Raw genomic sequence first — 12,207 nt, 5'->3', positions numbered from 1 at the left:
TACAAGAACAATATGATAATCGCATTTGTAAACACTATGGCTCAGCCGTTTATATTCCATACTCCAATTATACGAAGATATTGGAATGTTATCCATCTCTCGAGCTTACGCTCGGAGAATTCCAGAGGACTGGCTTAAAAGAAGAAAAAATCTGCTGAATGTAAAAATTGGCGGAGAGGGCGAGATTCGAACTCGCGCTCAGGTAAACCCGAGACTGGTTTTCGAGACCAGCGGTTTCAACCGCTCACCCACCTCTCCCGCTAATTTATCTTCTTTTTAGGCTGGTGTCCCTTCTAAGTTCGCGTTCAAGATCTCTTTCTTTCAACATTTCTCTTTTATCGGGGCCTTTCTTTCTTGTTGCTAAAGCTAAAGTCATCTTGGCTAAACCGTCTTTATTGAAATATATTTCAACCGGAATCAATAAAAACCCTTTCTGTGTGGTCTTCCCGAATAATTTATCGATTTCTTTTTTATGCAGCAGCAACTTTCTTTTTCTTTTCGGCTGAAGGCTGTTATGCCCAGAAAAAGAATAAGGATTTATATGTAAATTATATACAAACATTTCGCCCTTTTCAACCCTGGCGAAACTATCCTGCAAGCTTGCTTTTCCGTCCCTGAGAGATTTAACTTCTGAACCGGAAAGAATAAGGCCGGCCTCATAGTGCTCAAGGCTGTTATAATCGTGAAAAAATTTCCTGTTCGTTACAACAATTTTTCTATCCATGGATTTTAGCCCTTCGGCGGACAAATGTATTCAACGAGTTGACTTTCATAAGCTTTTTTTATATAAGTAACTCGCGGTTTGTTCTTTTTATGGGCGCGTGGCGGAATGGCAGACGCGTTAGGTTCAGGACCTAATAACTTCACGGTTGTGGAGGTTCAACTCCTCTCGCGCCCAAATATTTCAGTGAATCGGAGTTGAAACTCCTCTCGCGCCCAGTTTTCCTGCAGCATTTTGGTTGGAAATTATTTCGAGATTTGTTGAAGCAGATTTTTCATATAATCAAAATTAAAAGGCTTTAACAAACAATCAGCCGATCCATATCTGAAAGCCTCAATAACCTTTTCTGCCTCTTTGTATCCGGTAATTATTACAACAGGCGCATTTTTATTAATCTGTTTTATTTCCCTCAAAACTTTTATCCCATCCCTGTCAGGAAGGCGTATATCGAGAAATATAACGTTCGGCTCATACATTACCACTTGTTTCAAACCTTCAGCGGCACTTGATACATGTTAACATTCTTCTTCGTTAACCATATTATACAACTTATTTAGCGGGTATTTCAACTAGCGCAGGCCAAATATTTTTTTCCAGAGCGGTTTTTGGATTTCTTTGACAACCTTTACCCTTGTTTGCGGTTTTATCCTGGCATAACCGGCTATCCCTGGAGAAAAGTGCAGCCTTGCAATGATTTCCTGGTTATTTAATTCAATTTCTTCCACTCTTACAGGTATATATTCCATGTCTTTTTCGCCTAAAAGCTTTGAAAGGTACCTTGCTATTTCGCGGTTGTCTACAATCTGAGCAAGAACAACTTCATCCTGTAAAAGATATTTTGCTTTCTTGCCTTCCGGGTCCTCGCTTAGTTGCGCTTCAATAAAAAGCCTTTTTGATTCTGAGTCAATCGAACCCTTCCCCAAATCATCAGATTCAGGGTTGTCTTCAGACTGTTGATATTGTGCCAGATTTATTTCCTCCGCGTTGATTTCCAGTTTTGTCTGCTCTATGGGAAAATTTTCAATAAGCATTTCGCTGATTTTGTCTTTATCGCCGTCTACAAGAGCTTTATAAAGTTTGTCTTTTTTTGAAGCTATCTCATTATAAAAATGTAATTCTACATCCCTGGTCAGGCTTGGCACGCTGCCTTCGATAAGACGGTAATTATAGATAGACTTTTCAATAAAATGCCAATCATTGGCAAGGTCAGTTTCATAGACTATCGGATTGTATGAAACAACGCTTGTGAGTCTGATTAAATTTTCAGCCCTCTTGTCGAGTATGGCTATAAATAACCCATAGAGATTTTTATCTTCAATATAAAACCTGCCTTTGACAACAGCAATATTTCTTAAGATGCTCTTTACCGTATGAATTGCTTTTTCAAAATTATTGTTAGCCAATTCAAGCGCTAATTGGGCTTCACCCTGAGCACAGCCGGTTTCTTCCATTAAGAGAATAATTTTTTCATCCATATTGGGTATATTCCTTTATTTACGTTCTGGGGTGGGCCTTTTCATAAACTTTTTTCAGCCTTTCTGTTGTAACATGCGTATAAATCTGCGTAGTCGCCAGGCTTTGATGGCCCAACATTTCCTGGACACTGCGCAAATCACAGCCTGCATCCAGCATATGAGTTGCAAATGTATGCCTCAACACGTGGGGCGAAATATTTTTATTTATTGCGGCAGCGCTTATCCATTTATTCAGTATTTTTCTTACATACCTGTCAGAAATACGTGTGCCCCTGTAGTTCACAAACATCGCTTTTTCATTCGCGTCCGCGATTATTTTTTTACGCAAATCCAGGTACTTGTAGAGCGCTTTTAAAGCAACGTTTCCTATTGGAACAATTCTTTCCTTATTGCCTTTGCCTATAACTCTTACTGTATTTCCAAAAAAATCAATACTGTCCAAATTAAGCGATACGAGCTCGCTTATTCTGAGCCCGCAGGAATATAATACTTCCAGAAGAACCTGATCCCGCAGGCCTAAAGAACTCTTATCTTTAGGGATTTCCAACAACCCGGTTATCTCGTCTTTTGAAAGAAAAACAGGAAGGCTTTTTTTGACTTTTGGTGAAGAAATATATTTAAAGAGATTATAAGAGGTTATATTTTCCTGCAAAAGAAATTTAAAGAAAGACCTTAGGGCATATATCTTTCTCGAAATAGTCCTAGAACTAAAATTATATTTTGATAAAAAAGCCAGATAGGCCCTTATTACTAACCGTGCAGATTTCTCAAGATCGGCATTTCCTTCAAATTTTTCATTATAGAACTTTACAAACTCTTCCAGATCATGCTTGTAAGCATGGATTGTATTAAGAGAAAAACTTCTTTGCCGAAGGGAAATGATAAATCTTTTTGTTAAAAGGCCTAGATCATCCATCGAAATTTTTCTTGCCTTTGCATCTTGGAAAATTTGAACAGGAATAAAATTTCCCGAACCTACTGGTCCTTAAATGCATTTGCGAAGAGCATAGCTGGCATTTGACATCGGTTAAAATGGGCTTCTGTTTAGCCTCTATTTTTGTTTCTGCTATATCAAGTTTTGAATTAAACGGTTCATAGAATTCCTTTACGACTTTTTCCCAGTCAATTTTGCCGTCCGCTATTTCATCAAGTTTTTCTTCTATATTCGCGGTAAAGTTAATGTCCACTATTTCGCTGAAATAAGTCTTCAATAAATCATTCACTGATACGCCAATGTCTGACGGGTAAAATTTCCTGCTTTGAAAAAAAACATATTTTCTGTTTAATATGTTTGCAATGGTCGGCGCGTATGTGGAAGGCCTTCCGATTCCATGTCTTTCAAGTGTTTTTATAAGGCTTGCTTCATTATATCTCGGCGGAGGGTCTGTAGTATGTTCATGCGGCATCAATTCAACCAGTTTCAGTATTTCATTCAAATCAAGCTCAGGAAGAATCTTTTCTTGCTGTTCTTCAAGGCTTTCCCCGTTTTCTTCGTCAATTTCATTGAGTACTTTTAGGAAACCTGGAAATAGCAACGTTCTGCCGTTTGCTGAAAATATATATCCATTGGCTGAAATCTGAACACTAACACCGTCATACCGGGCTTCTGCCATCTGGCTGGCCACAAATCTTTGCCATATCAATTTATAAACTTTAAATTGGTCCGGATTCAAATATTTACTAATTGAATCAGGGTCGCGATAAACGTTTGTAGGCCTGATAGCTTCATGCGCTTCCTGAGCACCTTTCGACTTGGTTTTATAAATACGCGGTTTTTCCGGAAGAAATTCTTTCCCCAATTTTTCTTTTAAATATTTATTTGCTTCGTCCTGGGCAACTTTCGCCACATTAACAGAATCAGTCCTCATATAAGTTATCAGGCCGGTGCCTCCTTCCGGAAGTTCTATGCCTTCATATAGGGTCTGAGCGATACTCATGGTACGCTGTGAAGAAAAACCAAGCCTGCGGACTGCATCCTGTTGAAGCGTTGAAGTAGTGTAGGGCGGGTTTGGATTACGGCTGATTTTCTTTTTAACTACATCCGAAACTTTGTATTCATTTTTTTTCAGGTCTTCAACGATTTTGTCACAATCTTCCTTTGTTTTCATCGAGGAGGTTGTGCTTGTATATTTTTCGGCAAACAATTCATAAGGAACCTGTTCATTGTATTTTTTGCCGTCTTTTGAAATAAGATCCGCAATGAATACTGTCCCCTTTTTGTCAAGTTTAACGCTTATTTTCCAGAACCCGGAAGACTGAAAGTTCTTGATTTCGTTTTCTCTTTCAACAATTAACCTGACGGCCACAGACTGCACTCTTCCGGCAGACAGGCCTGAAGCAACCTTTCTCCATAAAAGAGGCGAAAGTTTATAACCTACCAATCTATCAAGTATCCGCCTGGCCTGCTGCGAATTTACAAGCGTTAAATCTAATTCTCTGGGATGTTTTAGCGCGGCATTGATAGCATCTGTTGTAATCTCATGAAAAGTAATCCTTTTCGCTTTTTTTTCATCCAGCTTAAGGGCTTCCAACAAATGCCAGGCAATAGCTTCTCCTTCCCGGTCAAAATCAGTAGCAAGGAATATATTTTTGGCTTTTGACGCCAATTTTCCCAGGGCAGAAACTATTTTTTTCGCGCGGGTAAGAGTCACATAGGTCGGCTTGAAACTTTCATTAATGTCAACCCCGAGCGACTTCCTGGGCAAATCCCTTATATGGCCGTAAGAACTTTTTACAACATAATCTTTTTTGTCAAGCATTTTCGAAATGATACGTTCTTTAGTAGGCGATTCAACAATTACAAGATTCATATTTTTATATATACCTTTCCCGGGAGAGATTTGACCTTTTTCCTCAGTTCAAGCGACAGCAAAGATTGCGAAAGTTCGCCAAAGCCGCAGCAAATTTGTTTTTGAAGTTTGTCGATATTAACACCATCTATGCAGCTGCTAAGTATCTTAATAATTTTTTCTTCCGTCTTATTCATTAAAGCCGGAAGGTCTTCCTGTTGTTTTCTTTGCTCTTCCTGTATTTTCAGCCTTCGTATAAGCCAATCATTTAAGTCGGATATTTCTTCAATAACATCTTCAGCTTTATCAATAAGCCTTGCACCCTGTTTAAGAAGAAAATGCGGCGCATAACTATATTTGGAAAATACATCTCCTGGGACTGCGAAGACATCCTTCCCTTGTTCGGCCGCAAATTTTGCTGTTATTAGGGTGCCGCTTTTATCACTGCCTTCAATAACTATCGTACCTAATGAAAGCGCGGCAATAAGCCTGTTTCTTTTTGGAAAATTAAACCTGTCCGGCGAAGTGTCTAAAGGAAATTCGCTTATAACTGCACCGCATTTGCTTATTTTATCTTCCAATATTTGATTCTCCGGAGGGTAATGAAAATTCATTCCATTTCCAAGTACTGCGATAGTCCGGCCTCCTGAATTCAAGGACTGAGTATGCGCCACAGTATCGATGCCGCGCGCCAGGCCGCTTACAACTGTAACACCTAGATTTGCAAATTCTTTAGAAAGTTTTTGAGTTACTTTTTTACCGTAATCTGTCGGCTCTCTGGTCCCTACTATTGCAACAGAATAAATGTCGTTTTTGTCAAATTTTCCTTTAGCGTATAAAACTACAGGGAAATCCTGCAGGGTTTTCAGATGCTGCGGGTAAGAATCGTTTTCAGGAATTAATATTTCCAGGCCCAATTCATCAGCTTTTTTTATTTCTTTGTCCACATCTATTTTATCTACGCTTGTAAGGATTTTGACAGCCAAACTTTCATTCAGCTCGCCGGCAGCCGATATTTCCTCAATATTGCTTGTGAATATTCTTGAAGCAGAATTATAATATGAAATAAGTTTATTCGCACGCATAACGCTTATCTCAGGCAGCATGTTCAGCAAAATACGAGATTTTAGTTCGGACAAAGGCATAATTTTAGGAAGGGGGCTTTCTATCCTTTAAGCAGACCAATGCGTTTTTCTGCAAAGTTGCAATCAACCGAATCAGGGTATATGTCAATAAGTTTCTGGTATTCTTCAATAGCTTTTCTTTTTTGTTCAGTATCATCGTAGACCCTTGCCAGGGAAAACTGAGCCATAGGCGCCCATTTTGTGTTAGGATATTGCTTTACGACTTTTTCGAATCTGTATATTGCGCTATCCCAATTGGAAAAAACTACCTGGTTCTGGCCGATATAATAATAAAAACCTGGAACCCATTCCCACTTCGGGTGAGAATCTAAATACTCGCTCAATTTTCCTGAAGAGTTTAAATATCTCAGTCCATAAAACAAGCCTACAATGATAAATATTAAAAAAAACAGTTTTTTAAACATGGCCGTTTTTGATTACATTAAAATAATCTATTTCGCTATCTGAATGTAATCCCCTTTAACTATCGGTTCATAGGATTTGTATATTACCGCTGTTGCACTGTCCTCATTTATATTTTCGGTCAATTGCAAAATGCCTAATCTAATGATTTGGTAGCCGATAGCGTCGCCATTGCTGTTCCTGATTTTTTCTTTTTTTCTGTAAATATTGCATCTTGTACCTTTTTTAATGTCGTTATTAGCGCCAATGTCCACATAAACAACATCGCCCTGCGAAATTAATGTTTTATCATCTTTTGTCCCTACAATTTTTCCATCCATTTGGAAATCCAACGGAACTACAAAACTTTTGGATTCGAAATATTTGTTTTTAGCTTTTGGTTTTGATTCCTCTTTTTTCAGTTTTTCCTTCGGCTTTTCTACAGCTTTCTGGACAACACCCGCAGCAGGCTCTTGAATTTGTTCCTGCGAAACTTCCGGAGTTTCCTGTTTTGTAGATTGTTCAACAGAAGCATCATCAGCAAGTATCATGGTACCGCTCATTATGAAAAAACCAAATACAAATGACAATACAATAGATTTTTTTAACATTTTTACCTCACTATATGAAGAATGTGTTTCAATAATATAATTATTGTATTTAATTATAACGCAGTAAGTCAATAACTAGTCAGCTTGTAATAGCTGCTTGTTTTTTATCGCTTTCGATTTTAAATACCCAGCAAAAAAATTCCGTTATACAAACGCCTATTACCGCACCGCATATCACGTCGCTTAAAAAATGCACCCCTACATAAATCCTGCTTATTCCGACCGTTACAGCAACAAGCAAAAATAACCAGGCATATTTTTTTATTTTCTTGCTTAAATACGCGGCAGCCGCAAAAATGGCCATAGTGTGGCCGGAAGGAAAACCGTGCTCTTTAAGAGGGTCGGAAAGTAATTTTATATCGCTTATTCGCTGGAGAGGCCTGGGCCTGTTAAAAAGATATTTTAATATTTGAACAACAACTCCCCCTATTAAAAGCAGGGTAATAAAAAAAATAAAATTGAATTTAAAATGTTTCCTGTCATAAAAGTACAGAATTATGCCCATAATAGGAATAATACCGATTCCGTCACCCATCATGGTCATAACTATCATAAATGCGTCGCAAACATCCGAATTTGTTGAATGATTTATAAGAATAACGGCCCTGTCGTCAAAATGATTGAACGAAGATTTGAATTTTTCCCACCTTGCTTCACAAAATAGTTCTGGGGCAGAAAACAAAACAGTAAGAATAATTGCGGGAATAATTTTTTTTAGCATTTTTAGTTACTTAAAAGTGAATACCCCCCCGTATTATTAACCACCGATAATCCGTAAGGAAAAAGTCTGTCAACAAGCGACTTCTTCGTGATAACATAAACTTTCCTGCCGTCTATTTTATGGTTTTCAATAATAAACCCGAACAGCGCATCTTCTTCGGGCGAAATAAACTTTATTTTGCGTTGTGAATAAAAAACAATACTTGGCTGCTGCAGCGCATATACAACAACTGAATCATCCCTGGTATTTTTTACATAATTGGAGAGCTCATACAACCCTCCCTGAACATAAAACCATCCCTTTGGCATTACATACTCAACCATAACAAAATTAAAACAAAACATTATCAGGGCTATAGCGACAAATGAACAAGTCTTTAAACCGTATTTAAAACAAAAGTAGGATGATAATATCAATAATATCAAAAAAATCGACAAAATAACAGGGGCTATGCCAAAAGATATATCATGCATTAAAAAAGGGTTATCAAAGTTCGATTTTGCCATGTTTATTAATTGCTCGTTCAATCCAAAAACAACACAAAAAATCAAAGCAACAATAAATAGAATAACCAGCGATATGTTTATATCAATTTTAAAATTTTTGTCGTTATTTTTATATTCGTTCCACCAATTAGCTGTCAAAATGCTTATCGGAACAAACGAAGGGACGATGTAATTCGGCAATTTTGTTCGCGCTAACGTAAAAAATACAAAAGGCACTGCGGCCCAGAGAAGGATAAAAAAGAGTTTTTTGTCTCTTTTAATCGACCTGAAAATACTCGACGGTAAAAAAGAAGACCAGGGATAAAATCCAAAAAGAATTACCACGGCGTAATAAAATAAATTTCCCGAATGCCCTTCAAAAGAAGATGAAAACCTTGCAATATTGTGATACAAAAAGAAATCTTTTGCAAAATCTCCCTTTGTAAGCACGGTAACAAGTACGTACCAGGGGAGGCTTATAACCAGAAAAATAATTGCGCCTTTAAGCAAATCCATCTCTTTGTATTTTGATAATTGCCTGGAAAATGCCAGAAAAAGAAAAATAACAAGTCCGGGGATAATTAATCCCGAGGGCCCTTTTGTCAGCACAGCCAGGGCGCTAAAAATGTATACACCAATATAATAACGTTTATTTTCAGAAAAATACGCTTCAAGATAGCAGAACAAACTTGCTGATATTAAAAGCATTAATAAAGCGTCCATAGTCGCAGCTTTTGATATAACCATCATTTCAATATTTGCAATCAATATAACACCAGCCATTATTGCAGTCGTCCTGTTAAATAACCTTGAAACAAAATAATAAATAATTACCAGCAGGGTTAAAATGAAAATCACGCTCGGCAGTCTTGCCGCGAATTCGTTTATACCGAATACTTTATAACTCAGGCTTACAAACCAGTAATATAACGCAGGTTTATGTAAAAAAGGCAGATAATTAAAATGAGGCACCGCATAATTGCCTGTTTCAAGCATTTCCCGGGCTACTTCGGAATAATATGCTTCATCATCATCAAATAAACCGCTTTTGCTTATACCCGCAAAAAGATAAAATAATACAGCGGCTCCGATCAGAATGTACTTCATTATTTTTTGAAATTTCATGCTATCCCCTTATCAACCGAACGGTAGCCTATAAATACGTCAAATCAACTTTAATTTCCTTTCCTTGAACTAATCCGTAAACTATTTTCTCCGGATATTTTTTTGTTTTTCTCATATTCTCATGCATACGAATAGTATTTTTGTACATGTTGGCAATTTCAATTTTTCTATATTCCGGAACCCAAGGAGGCGGCCCTATGGCTAACATTTTACAAGAATTAGAGTTCACTGACAAGTACCTGTCGCAAAAATGTTAATTAAGAATTAAAACTGTCCACTTTTAATTCTTAGCTACCAGGGCCTGGTTGCTTTTACGCCGCTAATTTAGTATTTTTTAATATATGAATTTCATTCTTCCTTTATTGTTATCCTTAACCTTGTTTCTGGATCCTATTTTCCCTGACATGCAGATTATCAGGCCGAAATTGCTTGTAATAGAATTGGGGCTTTTCTGTTTATTATTTGCCTGGCTGATAAGAACCATTCAACAAGGAAAAATTGAAATCCGCAAAACCAACCTTAATTTCCCTATAATCATATATATACTGTACATTTCGATTGCTTACCTGCTAAGTGAAAATAAATCTGTTGCTTTTAATGAATTTAAACGCATGCTTATTTGTTCTTCAATATATTTTCTATCCTGTAACATTTTGGGTAAAGACTGCGAGAAAAACAAAACTTTAAGGAATACCATCCTGGTAAGCCTGATTGCGGGCTCTTCAATAGCCCTGCTATACGGATTCTTGCAGCATTTTGGAGATATTCATTTGGCCAAATTCGTTTTCAGCGTGCCCCAGATGGGACGGGCAGCATCAACTTTCGGCAATCCTATTTTCTTTGCTGTTCATCTGGTATTTTTCCTGCCCATTTTGCTTGGATTTTTCTTTTATTTAAACCAGAATAAAAAGCGCTCCCTGCTTATATTTGTAAGTAAACTTGTGGTTGCGGCTATATTTATTATCGGATTGTTTACACTCTATTTCACGCAAACCCGGGCCGCCTGGATAGGTTTTTTTATATCAATACTGCTATTTATCATATTGATGATAAAATCAACAAAATTAAAGATAATATTTATCTCGATCTCAATTTTTTTAGGAGTAATTTTTGCAATTTTAACACACGATGTCTGGCTGAGGCAGCAGGCGCACCTCTTAATTTGGCGCGATACATTATCCATGTGGATGCATTCCCCGCTTTTCGGAACAGGGCCGGGGACTTTCCATATAAATTTTCCTAAATTCGCTTCACAGGATTTACTTGCCATCTGGCCCCAGTCCCAAAGAATTATTAACGACGCCCACAATGAATATGTACAACTGCTTGCTGAAACAGGCATTATCGGCTTTGGGATATTTTTCTGGATACTTTTCAGCTTTTTCAGGCCGGGACTGAAAACATTCAATCAAAACCGCAATTCTAATGAAGCCTACATCCTAGCAGGGCTATTGTGCAGCGCGGCTGGGGTACTGATTCAGAATATCGGGTCAGTAGACATGCGCTTTATTATATCTGCGTTTTATCTCTTTTTGGTAATAGGCTTGCTTTATTCATTTGAAAACTCGGCTTATATAATACCTCTCAATCTGAAGAAAAATGCAAAAATCACTTTAATGATATTATCACTTTTTATTTTCGGGATTATCGGGCTTGATAAAAAACCAAAAATTCACTTTGTTTCCTTATTACACTATGATTTTTCAGCGAATAAACTGGATATCCAGCCTTTACCTGAAGGAACGGGCCTGCTTCCTTTGATATTACGCCCTTATTTGGCCCAGAAACTTCTTTCCCGGGAAGTTGATTTCTTTGACGAAAAACTGTTTGAACCGATTAAAACACTGGATGAACTCCTGGAATTGCAAAAAAAATACCCTAATGAAACCAAAATTTATGAAAAACTTGCCTGGAGCTATTCTAAGGAAAGAAATTTCCCGAAAGCCATAGAATGTTATGAAAAGGCCCTGCAAATAAACCCAAATCTTCCTGGGGTTTATAACAATCTTGGAAATGTGCTTTTTTATGTAAATAACAGAAAAGACTCCATAGAGTGCTATAAAAAATCAATTGAAATAAAGCCCGGCCAGCCTGATGCGCACCTCAATCTTGGTATACTGCTTTATTTGGATGGAAAATTGGAAGAATCTGCAAAACATTTCGATTTTGTATTGAAAAAAGACCCGGGTAACGAAAAAGCGATTGTCTATCTAAAAAGGATGAGAGAATGACCTGCCGGCATTTCGGTACCTGCGGAGGCTGTTCCCTCCAGGACATACCTTACGAAGAACAATTAAAAACGAAACAGCGCCAGGTTCAGTCAATTTTTAAATCCATAGGATCGTCTGAAGATTCAATCAAGCAGATTACCCCTTCCCCTGCTCAACAATTCTATAGAAATAAAATGGAATTCGTTTTTGGCGAAGAAAATGGCAAGCCTTTGCTTGGCCTGCATAAAAAAGGCCAATATAATGAAGTTGTAGATTTGCAGGAATGTACCGCTTTTTCTTCAAAAACCGGCGCTGTTCTTGAAGCAACAAGAAAATGGGCGGTAGAAAACAAGATACCCGTTTACAATATGAAAAAACAAGCCGGTATCCTGCGCTATCTGGTGCTTCGCGAGGCCAAAAGCAGCGGCCAATTGATGGTGAACCTGATAGTATCAATAACGCCTTATGTTTTTGAATATGATTTCAAGAAAAAAGCGCTTCAGCTTGTAAAAAGACTGACAGATTCAGGAATTAACCTGGCTTG

General features: G+C 37.6%; 13 protein-coding genes and 2 tRNA genes. 3 read left to right on the top strand and 12 right to left on the bottom strand.

Features of this window, described 5'->3' with window-relative positions; genetic code table 11:
• Positions 1-168 precede the first annotated feature (168 nt).
• A tRNA-Ser gene (locus KKH91_08095) sits at positions 169-258 on the bottom strand.
• A gap of 7 nt (positions 259-265) precedes the next feature.
• A complete protein-coding gene (gene smpB / locus KKH91_08090) occupies positions 266-724 on the bottom strand; it encodes an SsrA-binding protein SmpB (protein ID MBU0952763.1) in 459 nt (152 codons plus the stop codon).
• A 91-nt stretch (positions 725-815) separates the two neighbouring features.
• On the opposite strand from smpB, the gene KKH91_08085 reads away from it, so the two are divergent.
• A tRNA-Leu gene (locus KKH91_08085) sits at positions 816-898 on the top strand.
• A 68-nt stretch (positions 899-966) separates the two neighbouring features.
• On the opposite strand, the gene KKH91_08080 is transcribed toward KKH91_08085, so the two are convergent.
• The 10 genes from KKH91_08080 to KKH91_08035 form a co-directional block, all read right to left on the bottom strand.
• Positions 967-1,212 carry a response regulator gene (locus KKH91_08080; protein ID MBU0952762.1) on the bottom strand — a complete coding sequence of 82 codons (246 nt, stop codon included), beginning with the start codon at positions 1,210-1,212 and terminating at the stop codon, positions 967-969.
• Between the two features lie 78 nt (positions 1,213-1,290).
• Positions 1,291-2,196: a hypothetical protein gene (locus KKH91_08075; GenBank protein ID MBU0952761.1), complete on the bottom strand. Its 906-nt coding sequence runs from the start codon at positions 2,194-2,196 to the stop codon at positions 1,291-1,293.
• Positions 2,197-2,215: 19 nt separating this feature from the next.
• Positions 2,216-3,112: a tyrosine recombinase XerC gene (gene xerC / locus KKH91_08070; GenBank protein ID MBU0952760.1), complete on the bottom strand. Its 897-nt coding sequence runs from the start codon at positions 3,110-3,112 to the stop codon at positions 2,216-2,218.
• A complete protein-coding gene (gene topA, locus KKH91_08065) occupies positions 3,105-5,006 on the bottom strand; it encodes a type I DNA topoisomerase (protein MBU0952759.1) in 1,902 nt (633 codons plus the stop codon). The genes xerC and topA overlap by 8 nt, the downstream gene beginning before the upstream one ends.
• On the bottom strand, positions 5,003-6,100 hold the full coding sequence (dprA, locus tag KKH91_08060) for a DNA-processing protein DprA (protein ID MBU0952758.1): 1,098 nt from the start codon (positions 6,098-6,100) through the stop codon (positions 5,003-5,005). Before dprA ends, topA begins: the two co-directional genes overlap by 4 nt.
• Before the next feature lie 50 nt (positions 6,101-6,150).
• Positions 6,151-6,534 (bottom strand): tetratricopeptide repeat protein, encoded by a 384-nt coding sequence (locus KKH91_08055; protein ID MBU0952757.1) that lies wholly within the window; start codon positions 6,532-6,534, stop codon positions 6,151-6,153.
• A 27-nt stretch (positions 6,535-6,561) separates the two neighbouring features.
• Positions 6,562-7,122: a hypothetical protein gene (locus tag KKH91_08050; GenBank protein ID MBU0952756.1), complete on the bottom strand. Its 561-nt coding sequence runs from the start codon at positions 7,120-7,122 to the stop codon at positions 6,562-6,564.
• A gap of 79 nt (positions 7,123-7,201) precedes the next feature.
• Positions 7,202-7,843 (bottom strand): phosphatase PAP2 family protein, encoded by a 642-nt coding sequence (locus tag KKH91_08045; GenBank protein ID MBU0952755.1) that lies wholly within the window; start codon positions 7,841-7,843, stop codon positions 7,202-7,204.
• Between the two features lie 2 nt (positions 7,844-7,845).
• Positions 7,846-9,453, bottom strand: a complete 1,608-nt coding sequence (locus tag KKH91_08040; protein MBU0952754.1) for a glycosyltransferase family 39 protein — start codon at positions 9,451-9,453, stop codon at positions 7,846-7,848.
• 28 nt (positions 9,454-9,481) lie between these two features.
• Positions 9,482-9,682: a hypothetical protein gene (locus KKH91_08035; protein MBU0952753.1), complete on the bottom strand. Its 201-nt coding sequence runs from the start codon at positions 9,680-9,682 to the stop codon at positions 9,482-9,484.
• Between the two features lie 112 nt (positions 9,683-9,794).
• Between KKH91_08035 and KKH91_08030 the strand changes: the two genes are divergently transcribed.
• On the top strand, positions 9,795-11,684 hold the full coding sequence (locus KKH91_08030) for a tetratricopeptide repeat protein (GenBank protein ID MBU0952752.1): 1,890 nt from the start codon (positions 9,795-9,797) through the stop codon (positions 11,682-11,684).
• On the top strand, positions 11,681-12,207 hold a 527-nt coding region (locus KKH91_08025), incomplete at its 3' end, for a hypothetical protein (GenBank protein MBU0952751.1). The genes KKH91_08030 and KKH91_08025, both read left to right, overlap by 4 nt.

The organism is Elusimicrobiota bacterium (genome assembly GCA_018816525.1).
GTDB lineage: Bacteria > Elusimicrobiota > Endomicrobiia > CG1-02-37-114 > XYA2-FULL-39-19 > OXYB2-FULL-48-7.
Note: the sequence above shows the minus strand (reverse complement) of the source record. Positions and strands in the feature narration are given on the sequence as shown.